This is a genomic window from Curtobacterium sp. RIT-PI-V (genome assembly GCF_025642935.1).
In the GTDB taxonomy this organism is placed as follows: domain Bacteria; phylum Actinomycetota; class Actinomycetes; order Actinomycetales; family Microbacteriaceae; genus Curtobacterium.
In genome coordinates this window covers 59,428-74,895 of the sequence record NZ_JANZKM010000010.1, presented here as the reverse complement: position 1 = coordinate 74,895, position 15,468 = coordinate 59,428, and the positions used below count along the sequence as shown (strand labels likewise).

17 protein-coding genes are annotated in these 15,468 nt (G+C 71.6%); 7 read left to right on the top strand and 10 right to left on the bottom strand.

Features of this window, described 5'->3' with window-relative positions:
• Window positions 1-51 precede the first annotated feature (51 nt).
• The 7 genes from OGL88_RS08450 to OGL88_RS08420 all read right to left on the bottom strand — a co-directional run bounded on the left by OGL88_RS08450 (window position 52) and on the right by OGL88_RS08420 (window position 7,430).
• Window positions 52-399: a cation:proton antiporter gene (locus OGL88_RS08450; protein WP_228505532.1), complete on the bottom strand. Its 348-nt coding sequence runs from the start codon at window positions 397-399 to the stop codon at window positions 52-54.
• Window positions 400-404: 5 nt separating this feature from the next.
• Window positions 405-749: a sodium:proton antiporter gene (locus OGL88_RS08445; protein ID WP_263091169.1), complete on the bottom strand. Its 345-nt coding sequence runs from the start codon at window positions 747-749 to the stop codon at window positions 405-407.
• The gene (locus OGL88_RS08440) at window positions 746-1,330 is read right to left on the bottom strand and encodes a Na+/H+ antiporter subunit E (RefSeq protein WP_263091168.1); all 585 of its coding nucleotides are present in this window, start codon (window positions 1,328-1,330) and stop codon (window positions 746-748) included. Before OGL88_RS08440 ends, OGL88_RS08445 begins: the two co-directional genes overlap by 4 nt.
• Complete coding sequence (locus OGL88_RS08435; protein WP_263091167.1) at window positions 1,327-3,018, bottom strand: Na+/H+ antiporter subunit D; 1,692 nt, start codon at window positions 3,016-3,018, stop codon at window positions 1,327-1,329. The genes OGL88_RS08440 and OGL88_RS08435 overlap by 4 nt, the downstream gene beginning before the upstream one ends.
• On the bottom strand, window positions 3,015-3,467 hold the full coding sequence (locus tag OGL88_RS08430) for a Na(+)/H(+) antiporter subunit C (protein WP_308202611.1): 453 nt from the start codon (window positions 3,465-3,467) through the stop codon (window positions 3,015-3,017). The genes OGL88_RS08435 and OGL88_RS08430 overlap by 4 nt, the downstream gene beginning before the upstream one ends.
• Window positions 3,464-6,376, bottom strand: a complete 2,913-nt coding sequence (locus OGL88_RS08425) for a Na+/H+ antiporter subunit A (RefSeq protein ID WP_263091166.1) — start codon at window positions 6,374-6,376, stop codon at window positions 3,464-3,466. The genes OGL88_RS08430 and OGL88_RS08425 overlap by 4 nt, the downstream gene beginning before the upstream one ends.
• 109 nt (window positions 6,377-6,485) lie before the next feature.
• Window positions 6,486-7,430: a quinone oxidoreductase family protein gene (locus OGL88_RS08420; RefSeq protein WP_263091165.1), complete on the bottom strand. Its 945-nt coding sequence runs from the start codon at window positions 7,428-7,430 to the stop codon at window positions 6,486-6,488.
• An 81-nt stretch (window positions 7,431-7,511) separates the two neighbouring features.
• Here OGL88_RS08420 and OGL88_RS08415 point away from each other — a divergent pair, with 81 nt between their 5' ends.
• The gene (locus OGL88_RS08415; RefSeq protein WP_111085883.1) at window positions 7,512-7,919 is read left to right on the top strand and encodes a MarR family winged helix-turn-helix transcriptional regulator; all 408 of its coding nucleotides are present in this window, start codon (window positions 7,512-7,514) and stop codon (window positions 7,917-7,919) included.
• 4 nt (window positions 7,920-7,923) lie between these two features.
• Here the strand turns inward: OGL88_RS08415 and OGL88_RS08410 are convergent, their stop codons facing one another.
• On the bottom strand, window positions 7,924-8,673 hold the full coding sequence (locus OGL88_RS08410; RefSeq protein ID WP_263091164.1) for an SDR family NAD(P)-dependent oxidoreductase: 750 nt from the start codon (window positions 8,671-8,673) through the stop codon (window positions 7,924-7,926).
• A 58-nt stretch (window positions 8,674-8,731) separates the two neighbouring features.
• Between OGL88_RS08410 and OGL88_RS08405 the strand changes: the two genes are divergently transcribed.
• The 6 genes from OGL88_RS08405 (at window position 8,732) to OGL88_RS17795 (ending at window position 13,867) form a co-directional block, all read left to right on the top strand.
• Complete coding sequence (locus tag OGL88_RS08405; RefSeq protein ID WP_263091163.1) at window positions 8,732-9,454, top strand: SDR family oxidoreductase; 723 nt, start codon at window positions 8,732-8,734, stop codon at window positions 9,452-9,454.
• A complete protein-coding gene (locus OGL88_RS08400; protein WP_263091162.1) occupies window positions 9,451-10,110 on the top strand; it encodes a FadR/GntR family transcriptional regulator in 660 nt (219 codons plus the stop codon). Before OGL88_RS08405 ends, OGL88_RS08400 begins: the two co-directional genes overlap by 4 nt.
• Before the next feature lie 66 nt (window positions 10,111-10,176).
• Window positions 10,177-10,797 (top strand): DedA family protein, encoded by a 621-nt coding sequence (locus OGL88_RS08395; RefSeq protein ID WP_263091160.1) that lies wholly within the window; start codon window positions 10,177-10,179, stop codon window positions 10,795-10,797.
• A 40-nt stretch (window positions 10,798-10,837) separates the two neighbouring features.
• Window positions 10,838-11,713 (top strand): SMP-30/gluconolactonase/LRE family protein, encoded by an 876-nt coding sequence (locus OGL88_RS08390; protein WP_276583074.1) that lies wholly within the window; start codon window positions 10,838-10,840, stop codon window positions 11,711-11,713.
• A 7-nt stretch (window positions 11,714-11,720) separates the two neighbouring features.
• Window positions 11,721-12,872, top strand: a complete 1,152-nt coding sequence (gene rlmC / locus OGL88_RS08385; protein ID WP_263091157.1) for a 23S rRNA (uracil(747)-C(5))-methyltransferase RlmC — start codon at window positions 11,721-11,723, stop codon at window positions 12,870-12,872.
• Between the two features lie 302 nt (window positions 12,873-13,174).
• The gene (locus OGL88_RS17795) at window positions 13,175-13,867 is read left to right on the top strand and encodes a LysM peptidoglycan-binding domain-containing protein (RefSeq protein WP_276583056.1); all 693 of its coding nucleotides are present in this window, start codon (window positions 13,175-13,177) and stop codon (window positions 13,865-13,867) included.
• A gap of 66 nt (window positions 13,868-13,933) precedes the next feature.
• Here the strand turns inward: OGL88_RS17795 and OGL88_RS08370 are convergent, their stop codons facing one another.
• Complete coding sequence (locus tag OGL88_RS08370) at window positions 13,934-14,974, bottom strand: LCP family protein (protein WP_263091155.1); 1,041 nt, start codon at window positions 14,972-14,974, stop codon at window positions 13,934-13,936.
• A gap of 78 nt (window positions 14,975-15,052) precedes the next feature.
• Window positions 15,053-15,466, bottom strand: a complete 414-nt coding sequence (locus OGL88_RS08365; RefSeq protein ID WP_194648946.1) for a MarR family winged helix-turn-helix transcriptional regulator — start codon at window positions 15,464-15,466, stop codon at window positions 15,053-15,055.
• Window positions 15,467-15,468: the final 2 nt, after the last annotated feature.

Sequence of the window (15,468 nt, the reverse complement as noted above, 5' to 3'; positions counted from 1 at the left end):
GATTTACCTCGTTTTAGTCATCGCAGATAAAATGGGATAACACTCGAAAGATCAGGACTCGGTGTCGTCGACCAGCAGGTCCTCGTGCCGGTAGTCGTCCGCCCGCAGCCCGGCGCGGGCGATCATGTGCGTCGAGACGGGCACCAGGAACAGCTGGAACACCATGATGGGCAGGACGACCCAGAACGCCGTCCAGGTCCCCACCGCGACGACGATCGCGGCCAGGGCGAACGCCAGCCCCAGCACCTGCGGCTTCGCCATGGCGTGCAGGCGGACGAGCGGGTCCGGGAACCGCACGATGCCGACCCCGGCGCCGAGGGACAGCAGCGAACCGATGAGCAGCAGGGCGAGCGCGATCCACGCCCGCACGCCGGCGCCGTCGAGGAACGCCTGGATCATCTCGGTCACGACTGCTCCTCTGCTTCTGCGGCGTGCTCGGGGGTGGTGACGGTGAGCCCTTCGTCGGACGGGTCCGACGAGGGCGTGACCGCACGGGCCACCGCAACGGTGGCGAACACGCTCGTCGCGGCGATCACCACGAGCACGGGGATCCCGGTCAGGTCGCGCCGGACCACCATCGACGCTGCGATCACCACGAGCACGGTCGTCAGGACCATGTCGGATCCGATCATCCGGTCGAGGATCGTCGGGCCGCGCACGATCCGGAAGACCGCGAGCGCGAGGGTGGCGCCGAGCAGCGCCAGGACCAGGGCGATGCCGATCCCCATGACGACGACGGCGGCGCTCATCGGGTGACCTCCGGCAGCGGTTCGGACAGTTCGGAGACGTCCTGCTTCGACCCCAGGGCACGGATCACCATGGCCTCGATGCCGAGGGCCTCGCGACGGGCGGCCTCGACCTGTTCGACCCGTTCGGTGTCGAGCACGTGCAGCAGCAGGCGCCGGCGCCGCAGGTCGACGTCGGCGACGTACGAGCCGGGCACCAGCGAGATCGCGAGGGTCGCCAGCGTGAAGGTCATCTCGGCGGTGGAGTGCAGCTGCACGAGCGTGATGGAGCTGCGGCGGACGCCCCGCGGGCGGAACGCGACCCAGGCGACCCGGAACGACGCCGCGATGACGAGCCCTGACCACACCACGAGGAACCGGACGGCGTGCACGATCGAGAACCGGGCTGACAGCGGGACCGGCGGCAGCGGCAGCGCCTGGGTGACCAGGAGCGCCACCACGATGCCGCAGAGCAGGGTCAGTGGCGTCCACGAGCCCCAGAGCAGGGCCCACAGGACGGTCAGACCGGCGACGAGTGGGACGTCGTACCGCCACGCCACCGCGATGCGGCGGGCGTTGGCGACGTGTCGGGTGTCGGTGTTCACCGGTCACCCCCGAGGACGGCCTGCACGTACCGGTCCGGCGACTCGAGCGACTCCGCTGCGCGGCTCGCGTACCCGTAGAGCGGTCCCGCGACCACGGTGAGGGCGACGGATCCGAGGACCGCGACCGTCGTCACGCCGACGAGCATGCGTGGCAGCCGGACCTTGGTCGGCGCTTCGCCGACCGTCTCGGTCGACCCGGTGGTCGGACGGGAGGCACTGCTCGCGTGGGGTGCGTCGGTGACCGTCACCGAGCCTCCCGGGTGGAAGGCCTCACCCGTCTCCTCGGAGACGGTCAGGGGGGCGGGTTCCGGCGACCGCAGGGCGGCGTGCGGTTCGGCGGTCGTCGCGTGCGGCGCCGCGGCCTCGGCCGCGGGCTTCGGCCGCCAGAAGGCGGCGTCCCACACGCGCATCAGCGCGTACAGCGTGAGGAGCGACGTGACCACGCCGGCGGCGATCGTGACGTACGCCAGCGGGGAGCCGTCCTCGGCGGCGGCGCGGAACAGCCCGAGCTTGCCGATGAAGCCGGAGAACGGGGGGATGCCGCCCAGGTTGAACGCCGGGACCAGGTACAGCGCGGCCAGCAGCGGCGCGGCCTTCAACAACCCGCCGAGCGATCGGGTCGACGTGGTCCCACCGACGCGTTCCATCAGGCCGGACACCAGGAACAACGTGGTCTGCACGACGATGTGGTGCACCGTGTAGAACACCGCGGCAGCCGTCCCCGCGACCGTACCGAGCCCGACACCCATCACCATGAAGCCGATGTGGCTGATGAGCGTGAAGGACAGCAGACGCTTGACGTCGGTCTGGGACACCGCACCGAGCACCCCGACGACCATCGTCAGCACAGCCACCACGAGCAGCACGTTGTTCAACTGCGGCCCGGGGAAGATCACCGTCTCGAGGCGGATGATCGCGTAGATGCCGACCTTCGTCAGCAGACCGGCGAAGACGGCGGTGACCGGGGCCGGGGCGGTCGGGTACGAGTCCGGAAGCCAGAAGGCCAGCGGGAAGACCGCCGCCTTGATGCCGAACCCGATGAGCAGCATGGTGTGCAGGAGCAGCTGCACGTGCTCGGGCAGGTCGGCGACGCGCTCGCTGATCTGTGCGATGTTGACCGTGCCGGTCGCGCCGTACACCAGGCCGATCGCAGCGAGGAAGATCGCCGACGCGATCAGGCTCGTGACGATGTACGTGGTGCCGGCCCGGACCCGCTGCTCGCTGCCGCCCAGGGTGATGAGCACGTAGCTCGCCACGAGCAGCATCTCGAACGCGACGTACAGGTTGAACAGGTCGCCGGCGATGAACGAGTCGAGCACGCCCGCGGCCAGCACGAGGTAGGTCGGGTAGAAGATCGTGACCGGGGCTTCACCGTCGTCGGCTGCGAGCCCCTGGCCGATCGAGAACAGCAGGACGATGAGCAGCACGCTGGCGCTCACCGTGAGGAGCAGGGCGCTCAGCCGGTCGACCACCAGCGAGATGCCGTACGGGGCGTCCCACCCGCCGACCTGCACGACGATCGTGCCGTGGTGGTCGACGAGCACCATGAGGGTCGCGGCGACGGCGAGTGCGACGACGAGCACCACGACGGTGATCGCGCGCTGCAGCTTCTGGTGCCGCAGGAGGCCGAGTGCAACGGCTGCGCCGAGCAGCGGGACGAGGACGAGGAGCGGGACGAGCCAGGTCATCGGGTCACTCCGTCCTGGTGCGGTTGGTGTTCGTGCGGATCGTCGGCGTCCTCGGGGGACTTCGGGTCGAAGTCGGCTTCGGGGTCGTCGTCGGGGTCGTCGCGCGGGCGGCCGATGGCGACGTCGGCTTCGTCGACCTCGACCTCGTCGGCGCGGGACAGCTGCCACGAGCGGTGGATGAGGGCGAGCAGGAACGCGCTGACGGCGAAGGTGATGACGATCGCGGTCAGCGCGAAGGCCTGGGGGAGCGGGTCGGTGATGCCCTCGGAGGACTTGCCGATCGGCGGGTTGCCGGCGGCGCCGGACATCACCAGCAGGAGCAGGTTCAGGGCGTTGCCGAGCAGCAGGAAGCCGAGCAGCATCCGGGTCAGGGACCGTTCGAGCAGCAGGTAGACGCCGCAGGAGAACAGCACGGCCATCGCGATCACGAGGACGAGGGTGACGGTCATGTGGCGCTCCCTTCCGGGGTGGGGGCCTCGAGGGTGTCGCGGACTGACCCCTCGGTGGTGTCGCGGGTGGGCGCCGAGGCGTCCTCGAGGCGTTGCCGGTCCACCTCGGCGCCGAGGCTGCGGAGGACGTCGAGCACCAGGCCGACGACGACCAGGTACACGCCGATGTCGAAGAACGTGGCGGTGACGAACTCGACGTGGCCGAGGATCGGGACGGTCGCCTCGAAGAACTCGGAGTACAGGGCTTCGCGACCGAAGAACAGCGGCACGATCGCGGTGATCGCCGCCGTCGCGACACCGAGCCCGAGCAGTCGACCGGCCCGGACCGGGGCGGCGGCGCCGAGTTCTGCCGGGCCGCCCGCCAGGTAGCGCGCCGCCAGCGCGATGCCGGCGACGAGGCCACCGGCGAAGCCGCCGCCGGCCGCGTTGTGCCCGGCGAACAGCAGGTAGACCGACAGGACGATGAGCCCGTGGAACAGCAGTCGGACCACGACGTCGAGGAGCGCCGAGCGGCCGGTCGGGATGGCGGCGCTCGTCGGCAGCCAGGCGCGCGGCTCGCCGTCGGTGCGCTGGCCGTCGGCCGTCAGGGTCTCCGGCAGGTCGCGGAGCCGGGGCAGCGTGTCCTCGCGGGAGTTCACGAAGATGAGGCTCGCGACGCCCGTGGCCGCGGCGACGACGACGGTGAGCTCACCGAGGGTGTCCCAGCCGCGCAGGTCGACGAGGGCGACGTTGACGACGTTGAGGCCGTGCCCGAACGAGCTCGTGAGCGCCGGTAGGTCCGGCCAGATCGGGTCGGCGGTGCGCGCCGAGGCGGCGACGATGACGACGACCGCCAGCGTGAGGCCGGCCAGCCCCGCGAAGAGCGCGCGCACGATGCGGAACCGGCTCGGGTTCGTCGTCGCGATGCGCGGGGGGAGCCGCCGGAGCACCAGGACGAACGCGATGAGGGTGACGGTCTCGACCACGAGCTGGGTGAGTGCGAGGTCGACCGCGCCGTGCAGCACGAACAGGACGGACATGCCGTAGCCGGTCACGCCCACCAGGACGGCGGCGGCGAACCGGGTCTTCGCGGTGAGGACGGCGATGGCGCCGACGGACATCACGATGACGACCGGGATCTGGCCCCACGAGTCGGAGAACCGGACGTGGAACTCCCACGGCCCGCCGAGCACGAGGTTCGCGAGCGCACCCGCCACGAACACCGACAGGATCACCGTCAGGTAGTAGGGGAGCGAACCCCGCTGGACACCGGCGGTCAGGCCCGTCGCGAACCGGTCGAGGCCGCGCATGAGGTGCCGGTAGGTGCCCGAGGCGCTCGGGAACCCGGCGAGCTGGTGCTGCAGTGCCTCGACCGGACGTCGGAGGGCGAACAGTGCGAGACCGCCGACCAGGGTGACGGCCGAGATGCCGAGCGCCGGTTCGAGGCCGTGCCAGAGCGCGAGGTGGGGCACTTCCTCGCCGGGGAGCGAGGCCATCGTCGCCGCGGGCTCGATACCGTGCGCGACGACCGGGGTCAGCAGGCCGAGGGCGAGACCGGTCAGCGCCAGGATCGACGGCACCACACCCAGGCCGTGCAGCGCGTGCGGTTCCGTCTGGGCGACGTCGGGCTTGCGGGCGAACGCTCCCCAGAAGAAGCGGAGCGAGTAGGCCACGGTGAGCACCGAGCCGAGCGTCACGCCGACGAGGGCGAACCATGCCCAGCCGGCGTCGGGACCGTGCAGCGACTCGGTGAAGCCGGTCAGCACGGCTTCCTTCGCGACGAAGCCGATCGTCGGCGGGATGCCGGCCATGGACACGAGCGCGAGGGCGGCCACGACGGCCAGCCACGGTGTCTTCCGACCGAGGCCACTCAGGCGCCCGAGGTCGCGGGTGCCGGTGGTGTGGTCGATCGCACCGACCACCAGGAAGAGCGTGGACTTGAACGCGGCGTGCGCCACGAGCAGCGCGACTCCGCCGAGCGCCACCGCAGGCGCGCCCCACCCGGCGGCGAGCACGAGGAACCCGAGCTGCGCGACGGTGCCGTAGGCGAGCAGGAGCTTGAGGTCGGTCTGGCGGAGCGCCCGGTAGCCACCGATGAGCATGCCGAGGACACCGAGCACGGTGATGGTCTCGCGCCAGCCGTCGAGCAGTGCGAACGCCGGGGCGAGCCGGGCCACGAGGTAGATGCCGGCCTTCACCATCGCAGCCGCGTGCAGGTACGCGCTGACCGGGGTCGGAGCGGCCATGGCCGCCGGCAACCAGAAGTGGAACGGCACGATCGCCGACTTCGTCAGCGCGCCGAGCAGGACGAGGACCACCGAGACGGTGACGATCGGTCCGGTCGGCGGAGCGGCGATGATGCCGGAGAGCGAGGTCGTGCCCGCCGCGACCGACAGCATGACCAGACCGGCGAGCATCGCCAGACCGCCGGCGGTGGTGACGACGAGGGCCTGCATCGCGGCCGCACGGCTCGCACGCTTGTCGGCGTCGTGTCCGATGAGCAGGTACGAGAAGACCGTGGTCGCTTCCCACAGGACGAAGAGCACGATGACGTCGTCGGCGAGGACGAGGCCGAACATCGACCCGGCGAACGCGGTCAGCACGCCTGCGAACCGGCCGATCCCCGGTTCGTCGCGCCCGAAGTACGAGGCGCAGTAGACGAGCACGAGGGCCCCGACGATCGACACCACGAGCGCGAGCACCCACGACAGGGCGTCCATCCGCAGTGTGATCTCGAGGTCGAGCTGCGGGACCCACCGGTGCCGTTCGACGACGCTGCCGTGCAGGGCTGCGTCCGTCTGCAGCACCGTCAGCACGGCGGCGGCTGCGGGCGCGAGGGCTGCGACGTAGAACACGCGGCGGCCGAGGACGGGGGTCAGGGCGGGGACGATCAGGGCGACGATCGCGAACGCGACGAGGACGAGGATCATCGGGCACCTCCTCGGGGTCGGGCTGCAGTCCGGCTCACTGGGCCCTCACAGCCTACGAAGAGTGGCATGTGGAGAACCTGTGCGACCGGACAGCCTGCCCGCGCTCGGTTCACACTGTGAACACCACTCTGCCCGTGCTCCCGGCGGGCTGTCCGGCCCACGTCGCCTCGACGTCCGCCAACCGCACGGCCGTCGCGTCCGCCCGGACGGTGCCGTCCGCGATCGCACCGACGATGCCCGGCAGCTCGGCGACGAACCCGGCGCGGCCGACCGAGCCCTGCCCGCTGCCGACGATCGTCAGGCCCGAGGCGCGCAGAGCAGCGGACGGGATCGTCGCCTCGTGTCCCGCGGTGGAGCCGATCGCGATCCAGTCGAGTCGGCGGCCCGGGTCGGTGCGGGCGGTGACGACGGCCCGCATCACGTCGGCCGCGGGCTGGCCCCAGACGTAGTCGATGACGACGTCCACGTCGGCTGCCGCTGCACCGAGGGCGTCGACGTCGGTCAACGGCAGCACGACGTCGGCGCCGAGGGCGGTGAGCGCCGCCAGCCGCTCCGGGTTGCGCCCGCTCGCGACGACCTGTGCGGCACCGAGGTGCTTCGCCACCTGCACCGCCACAGTGCCCGAGGCCCCGGTCGCGCCGAGCACGAGGACGCGGCTGCCCGGGGCGAAGTCGATCCGCCGGCGCAGGGCCACCCACGACGACAGCACCGGGTTCACGCCGGCGGCCACGGTGACCGGGTCGGCACCGTCGGACAGGACGACGCTCGCCCGCGGGTCGACCGCGACGCGCTCGGCCATGGTGCCGCGGGTGTCGCTCGCGACGGCGACGTAGCGGAGCGTGCCGTCGGGGAACCGGGCGACGCCGTCGACGCCTGGGACCAGGGGGAGCGCGCCCTCGCTCGTGTAGTGCGAACCGTCGGCCTGCGACCGGACCCGCGGGTGGAGCCCGGCCGCGACGACGTCGACGACGACCTCGCCGGGTCCGGGAGCCGGTTCGTCGAACTCCTGCCAGGTCGGGACGTGGCCGAACTCGGTGACGACTGCTGCGTGCATGGTGTCCTCCATTTGCTTCGTGTTACGAACAAAGTAGTTCGCATCACGAAGTTCGTCAACTACGCTGGAGCCGTGCAGGAGATGACCGAGGACGAGCAGCTCGTCGATGCCCTGGGCGAGGCCGCGTTCCGGACGATGGGCCCGCTGACCGGGCTCGCGGCCGATGCGGGGCTGTCACTGACGCAGCTGCGGGTCCTCGCGATCCTGCGTGACCGTCGTCTGCGGATCGGTGACCTGGCGCAGTACCTGGGGCTCGAGAAGTCGACGATGACCGGGTTGGTGGCGCGCGCGGAGAAGAAGGGGTTGCTCGCACGGCAGCCGAACGCAGACGACGCCCGTGCGGTGGACGTCGTGATCACCGACGCCGGTCTCGAGGTGGCGCGCTCGCTCGAGGGCGCGATCCGCGATGCACTGCTGCCGCTCACCGCTCGGTTGCCGGAGCGGGACCGGCGGCAGCTGCGCGCGCTCCTGGAGCGGATGCTGCGCTGAACCCTCAGCGGCCGTGTGCGCGTGCCGGGATCTGCGTCGCGAGCTTGCCGCCGGAGACGTCGAGCAGGGTGCCGGTGATGTAGCCCGAGGCGTCGCTCGCCACGAAGACGAGCAGGTCGGCGACGTCGTCCGCGGTCTCCCACCGGCGCAGCGACAGGGTGTCGAGCAGGCGGTCCTGGGCCTCGGTCGGCATGGTCGCGAAGCCGTTCATCGCCGTCGGGACCATGCCCGGCGCGTACGCGTTGACGGTGATGCCCCACGGGCCGAGCTCCGACGCCAGCACCCGGGTGAACGAGACGACCGCGGCCTTGGACGCCGCGTAGGCAGCGCTGCCGACACTCGGGATGATCGCGGCGAACGAGGCGGCGTTGATGATCCGCCCCCGGCCCGCGGCCTGCATCACCGGCGCGACGGCCTGGCTCATCAGGAAGGTGCCCCCGAGGTTGACGTCCATGGACCGGCGCCAGGCGTCCCACTGCAACTCGGCGACGGTGCCCTCGACGTTGATGCCGGCGTTGTTCACGAGCACGTCGATCGTGCCGTGGCGGGCGACGACCTCGTCGACGGCGGCCCGGACCGACTCGGGGTCGGCGACGTTGCACACGACGTGGTCGAGCGGGAAGTCGGGCTCGAAGGCCAGGTCGAGGGCGACGACGCGGCAGCCCTCGGCAGCGAAGCGATCGGCGAGCGTGCGTCCGATCCCGCGTGCTGCGCCGGTCACGACCACCACACGGTCGGTCAGGTCGAGGTGCATCGTTGCTCCTGTCGTCGGTGCGGATCATCGGTGACCGCAATAGGCATACTATTCGAGCATGACGGATCAGCGTGTGCTCTGGGTCACCGGCGGCGGCAGCGGAATGGGGGCCGCGAGTGCCGAGGCCGCTGCGCGCGACGGGTGGACGGTGGTCCTCAGCGGGCGGCGCGTGGAGCGGCTCGAGCAGGTCGCGGCGACGATCACGGCCGCCGGCGGCACGGCTGAGGTCCTGCCCCTCGACGCTGCCGATCCCGCTGCCGTCGCGTCTGCGCGGGACGCCGTGCTCGAGCGGTTCGGACGACTCGACGCGGTCGTGCTCGCCGCCGGGCTGAACGCGCCGCGCCGCCGGTGGGACGACCAGTCGTTGCCGGACTTCCGCGCGATCGTCGACACGAACCTCACCGCGGTGGTCACGGTCGTCGACGCCGCACTGCCTGCGCTGCGCGAGTCCGGCGGCGTGGTCGTCGTGGTGTCGTCCTACGCCGGGTGGTCCTTCCAGCCCGGCGCCGGCGTCGCGTACTCCGCCTCGAAGACCGCGCTCGGTTCGGTCGTCCGGAGTCTCAACCAGCAGGAGGCGCACCACGGGGTCCGGGCGACGCACCTGTGCCCCGGTGACGTCGCGACCGACTTCCTCGACCAGCGGCCCACGGTGCCCGACGCCGCCGCACGATCGGTGATGCTGCAGCCGGAGGACATCGCCAGGGCGGTGTCGTTCGTGCTCGAGGCGCCGTCGTACATGCGCGTCGACGAACTCGTGGTCAGCCCGGTGTCCCAGCGGTGACCAGCACGTTCGACCGCGTCCTCGACCAGATCGGTGCCGCCGTCGTCTCCGGCGCCATCGCCGTGGGCAGCCGCCGGAGCATCGACGACCTGGTGGCGTCGACGGGGGCCAGTCGCAGCATCGTCCGCGAGGCCGTCCGCGTCCTCGTCGCCCTCGGCCTGGTCACCGCGCGGCGCCGGGTCGGCGTGACCGTCCTCGGCGTGCGGGAGTGGGACGTCCTGGACCCGCGCGTGGTGCGGTGGCGCCTCCGGGGCCCGGACGGTGACCGTGTGGCGATCGAGCTCCGCGAACTCCGCGCGGCGGTCGAACCCGCCGCAGCTGCCGCAGCAGCCCGGCGGGCGCCGCTCGACGCGTGCGCGGACCGACGGGAGGCGCTCCGCACCACCGCGGACGAACTCGCCGCTGCCGCGACCCGCGACGACCGCCTCGACTTCGTGGCCGCCGACGTGCGGTTCCACGCGCTCGTGCTCGACCTGTCCGGCAACGCGCTGTACCGACGGCTGCACCAGGTGGTCGGCCAGGTGCTGCGCGAACGCGGGAGCATCCGCCCGGACCGGCACGACGTCGGCCTCCACCTCGCGCTCGCCGATGCCGTCCTCGACGGTCGCCCGGACGAGGCGGCCTCGACGATGCGGGCGATCGTCGACCGCACGTGAGCGGAGCGCCTCGGACCTGGGAAGATGGAGTCCGGTGCGCTCCTCCGGCGCTCGAGGAGGGTGAGCGTGGACGCAGCACAGGACCTGGTCGTCCAGCTCATCGGCACCCCGTGGACGTTCGTCGTGGTCGGCCTCGTGCTCGCCGTCGGCAGTGTCGCGGTCTTCCTCCCCAGCCAGGCGCTCGTCGTCGCGGTCGGCACGCTCCTGGTGGGTGGTGACGGCGGTCTCCTGCCGGTCCTCGTCCTCGTCGTCGCGGCCGCGATCGGCATGGTCATCGGCGACCTCGGGCTGTACCACCTGGCGCGCTCGGTCGACCTCGGCTCGAGGTCGTGGTTCGCGCGTCCGAAGGTCCGCAGGGCCCGGGACGCCATCGACGGCCGCTACCGTGCCGCTCCCGGGCGCGTCGCGGTCCTCGGACGCTTCATCCCGATGGGCCGGCTGACGACCAACCTGGTCGGCGCGGACAGCGGGCTCGACGTCCGGCGGTTCCTGGTCAGCTGCGTGCTCGCCGACGTCGTGTGGGCCGCGTACTGCGTCGGCATCGCGGCGGCCACCGGGCGCTGGAGCCGCGAGCAGCCCTTCCTCGTCACGACCCTCGCAGTCGTGGCGTCGATCCTGCTCGGCCTCGCGATCTCGGCGATCGAGAAGGCCGTGCGACGACGAAGCGAGGCGGCGGCCGCGGCCTGACGAACGTAGTGTGGGTACACCGTTCGAAGGAGAACCCGTGCTGCTCGACGACCTCGTGCCCGACCCTGACGCGCTCGAGCGCATCGCCACCGGCAGCACCTGGGCGGAGGGACCCTGCTGGATCCCGTCGTCCCGCACCCTGCGCTGGTCGGACATCCCCGGCGACCGGATCCTGCAGTGGCACGCCGACTCCGGCAAGACCTCCACGTACGCCGAGGGCGTCGAGTTCACCAACGGCCGGACCCTCGACCGCGACGGCGGCGTCGTCCAGTGCTCGCACGGGCTCCGGCGGGTGGAGCGGGACCGCGACGGTGTCGTCACGCCGATCGTCGACGCCTGGGCCGGCGGGCGGTTCAACTCGCCGAACGACGTCGTCGTCGCCCGGGACGGCAGCGTGTGGTTCACCGACCCGGCCTACGGCATCACCCAGCCGCGCGAAGGGCACCCGGGCGTGCGCGAGTACGGCGACCACTGGACGTTCCGGTGCGGACCGTCCGGTGAGGACCTGCGCCCCGTCGCGACCGACGTCGACGAGCCGAACGGCCTGGCCTTCGACCCGTCCGAGCAGGTCCTCTACATCGCGAGCTCATCGGGGGACGTACCGGTCATCCGCGCCTACGACCGCCGCGGTGACGGCGGCGACCTGCTCAAGAACGGGCGGGTGTTCGCGCGACTCGAGCCGGGCGAGGGCGCACCGGACGGCATCCGGGTCGACGTGCACGGCAACGTGTGGTCCTCGTCGCACCGCGGCGTCGTGGTGTTCGACCCCTCCGGCGAGCGGATCGGCGAGGTGGCCGTCCCCGAGGTGACGTCGAACCTGTGCTTCGGCGGAGACGACGGCACGACGCTGTTCCTGACGGCGACGACGTCGGTGTACCGGATCGCCACGACGACGCGGGACGCTGCCGTATCCTGACTCGGCCATGCAGTGCGACTACTTCGACCGCGGGGTGTGCCGGTCCTGCACGCTCATGGGACAGCCCTACGCCGACCAGGTCCTCGACAAGGAGCTCCGCACCCGCGAGCTCCTGCACGACGCCGTCGAGGCGGCTGGTGGCCCCGGAGCCGTCACGTGGTCACCGGCGATCACGAGCCCCGAGTCCGGCTACCGGAACAAGGCGAAGATGGTGGTCGGCGGCTCGACCGAGCACCCGACCGTCGGCATCCTCGACCACCGGCAGCGCGGCGTCGACCTGCGGCACTGCGGGATCTGCACGCCCGGCATCCGACACGCGCTGCCCCTGCTCGCCGAGTTCGTCCAGACCGCGGGGCTGATCCCGTACGACGTCGCTGCCCGACGCGGCGAGCTGAAGTACGTCCTGGTCACCGAGTCGCCCGACGGCGAACTCATGGTGCGGTTCGTCCTGCGGTCCGAAGGGCAGGTGGCTCGGATCCGGCAGTACCTCGACGTGCTGCGCGACGCCCTTCCGAACGTGGTGGTCGTCACGGCGAACCTGCTGCCCGAGCACAAGGCCGTGACCGAGGGCGACCGGGAGATCGTGCTCACCGAGCAGGAGACGCTGCCGATGCGCCTGGGCGGGATCACGATGCACCTGCGGCCGCAGAGCTTCTTCCAGACCAACACCGTCGTCGCCACCGAGCTGTACGCGCAGGCCTCGGCGTGGATCGACGAGCTCGACCCGGCGTCGATGTGGGACCTCTACTGCGGCGTGGGTGGGTTCGCCCTGCACGCTGCGCGACCTGGCCGAGCGGTGACCGGCATCGAGACCAGTGCCGAGGCGATCCGGTCGGCGAAGCAGTCCGCGCGCGAGGCCGGGCTCGAGGGGCTCCGGTTCGCCGCCGACGACGCCACCGAGCACGCACTGCGCGCCCGACCCGACACGGTGCCCGAGCTCGTCCTGGTGAACCCGCCACGTCGCGGGATCGGGGAGGCGCTGTCGACCTGGCTCGAGGCGTCCGACGTGCAGCACGTCGTCTACTCGAGCTGCAACCCGGTGACCCTGGCGAAGGACCTCGCACGCATGCCGTCGTTCCGGCTGCGCCGCGCGCGCGTGCTCGACATGTTCCCCCAGACCGGCCATCTCGAGGCCGTCACGCTGCTGTCGCGGGCGTGATCCGGGCCTCCTGGCCGTCATTGCCAGGGAATTGCCAAGGTGACGTACCCGGGTACGGGTCGATGACCATGGCCATGGGCATCGAGGCGTACAGGTTCGAGTGCGGGGTACATAGCACCAACGGGTAGAACCGTTTGTCTCGGTTTGATAACGGTGAAGAGTTTCCTATGGTTGCCGACCGAGGTGCCGCCGGCCCGATGACCACTGCCCCCGGTGGCGCACCCCACAACTGACCGCGATCGGTCGGGGTGGGCAGTGGATTCCGCGTTCGAAGCGGCTCGTGACCCCGGTGGAGCAATCACATGAAGAAGCTTTCCCGTACCCGCACCATCGTCGGCGGCCTCGCGTTCGCCGGCATCGCCGCGACCGGTGTCGGCCTCGCGGCAACCCCCGCGAACGCTGCGTCCGGCTCGACCTGGGACGCCCTCGCGCAGTGCGAGTCCGGCGGCAACTGGGCCATCAACACCGGCAACGGCTACTACGGCGGCCTGCAGTTCAACCTCGGCACCTGGCAGGCGAACGGCGGCGTCGGCAGCCCTGCCGGCGCGAGCCGCGAAGCCCAGATCGCCGTCGCCGAGCGTGTCCTCGCCACGCAGGGCTGGGGCGCCTGGCCCGCCTGCTCGGCCCAGCTCGGACTGAGCGGCACGAGCGGTGCCGCACCGGCCGCCGCTGCCCCGGCTCCGGCAGCCGCTGCTGCTCCGGCCCCGACGCAGCAGGCCGCACCGGCCCCCGCTGCCCCCGAGCAGGCCGCGCCGAGCACGCAGGCTCCGGCACCCACGCAGGAGGCCGCCCCGGCAGCCACCGCGCCGAGCAAGCCCGCCGCCGTGAAGACGAGCGGCAAGACGTACACGATCGCCTCGGGCGACACGCTCGACAGCATCGCCACCAAGCTCAAGATCGACGGTGGCTGGAACAAGCTGTGGGCCGCGAACACGTCGACGATCGACGACGCGAACCTCATCTACTCGGGCCAGGAGCTGCAGCTCCCCGCCTGATCGTTCCACCGGACGGACACGACGACGCCCCGCGACCTCGGTCGCGGGGCGTCGTGCTGTCCTGGGCTACTGCGGCTCGTCCGCCAGCCAGCTCGCGACGTCGTCGGAGCGGAGCGCTTGCGACAGCGAGCGCACCTGAAGGTCGTTCAGCGTGACGTAGGACTGCCCGTCCGGCGCGGTCCCCGATCCGGCTGTCGGCACGGTGAAGGTCTTGAGGTCGTCGGGCCGGAGATCGCGGAGGGACCACCCGAGGTCGACCAGGGTCGGGAACGTCAGCCCCGGGTCGACCGCGAGGTGCTTGCTCGTGGCGGTGACGAAGTCCTGGATGCGTCTGGGGCTCGTGATCGTGCCCCGCGAGAACAGCCCCTGTGCGATGCCCCGCATGAACGCCTGCTGATTCCGGACGCGGGTGTGGTCGGCATCGGCGAAGGAGTACCGCTCGCGGACGAAGGCCAGCGCAGCGTCACCGTCGAGCCGGTTCGCCCCGGCGACGAAGTCGTGGCCGCCCGCGTCGAAGGCTCGAGAGGAGTCGACCGTCACGCCACCGAGTGCGTCGGTCATGCCCTTGAAACCGCCGAACCCGATCTCGGCGACGTGGTCGACCCGGACGTCGAGCAGCTGTTCGACCGTCTGCACGGTGAGTGGGATGCCGCCCCAGGCGTACGCGGCGTTGATCTTCGCGCGCCCGTGTCCGGGGACGTCGACCCACGAGTCGCGCATGATCGACATCAGGTACACGACCCTGCGGTCGGCGGGGACGTGCGCGAGCATCAGGACGTCGGATCGTCCGCCCGAAGCGTTGCCGACGTCCGGGTCGTCCTTCGTGCGACGGTCCGAGCCGACGAGCAGGATGTTCTCCGCGCCGTCGGTCGCAGCGGGGCGATCGCCCTCCGGGAGAGCGTCGGGGATCGTCTCCGTGTGGGTGTCGTAGCTCCGCGCGATGTTGCCGACGAAGACACTCGCGACGATCGCGATCACCGCGGCGATGCCGACCAGCGAGCCGATCGTCGCGATGAGCGCCACGAGGAACGGGCGTCGGCGTCGGGGGCGGCGCTCGCTGCGTGCGGCGGTTTCGGCGGCCAGGCGGGCCGCCCGTCGTTCGGACATGCGGGACTCCAACGGGTTCGCGTCGGCGTGCAACCGACCACCCCATCGTACCGCGTGTAGTATTTCAGGTACAGCGTGTCAGTTGGTCGGCCGACGCGACTTCCCGAGCAGTTCCGTCAGCGCCGTCCGCAGCGCTGGATCGTCCGGCAGGACCTCGCGCTCGATGTGCCGAGCGGTCTCCCACGCTCGGCGCCCGTGATCCGTCACGGTCACGAGGCGCCGGCGTCGGTCGTCGGGGTGCGGGGTGCGCTCGACGAGGCCGTCCCGCTCCATGCGCTCGAGGGTCCGTGACATCGTCTGCGGTTGCACCCGTGCCGTGCGGGCGATCGTGTCGGCGCCGGTGGGGCCCGTGCGGATCAGGATGTCGACCGCGATGAGGGCGGCGTGCGGCAGCCCGATGGCGCGGAGGCGTTCGTCCCAGTCCCGTTCGACCGAGCGCGCCGCGGCCGACAGTAGCCGGCCGAGGGGCCACTGCTCGGTCGTGTCGTCCATGG